General features: G+C 66.2%; 1 protein-coding gene. It reads right to left on the bottom strand.

The window, feature by feature from the left end:
- The coding region (locus R0J92_RS26505) for an ABC transporter permease subunit (protein ID WP_411053878.1) at positions 1 to 237 on the bottom strand (237 nt) is incomplete at both ends.

Below are 237 nucleotides of genomic sequence, written 5' to 3'. Positions count from 1 at the left end.
CCCGGCTGCGCGGACACGAGCCCCGACATCAGCACGTTGCCCGCCCGACCGGCCACAGCGCCGGACACCGCATAGGCCCAAAGCTTCGTCTGATTGACCCGCACCCCCGAGAGCCGCGACGTTTCGTCGCTGGAGCCGGTCACATAGATATGACGACCGATACTGAGGCGACGCAACAGGATGGCTGCCCCCAACGTCACCACCAGAAGCAGGATCGGGGGATAGTGGGTGCCGGGA

The organism is Tritonibacter sp. SIMBA_163, assembly GCF_046535935.1.
Lineage (GTDB): Bacteria > Pseudomonadota > Alphaproteobacteria > Rhodobacterales > Rhodobacteraceae > Epibacterium > Epibacterium scottomollicae.
Note: the sequence above shows the minus strand (reverse complement) of the source record. Positions and strands in the feature narration are given on the sequence as shown.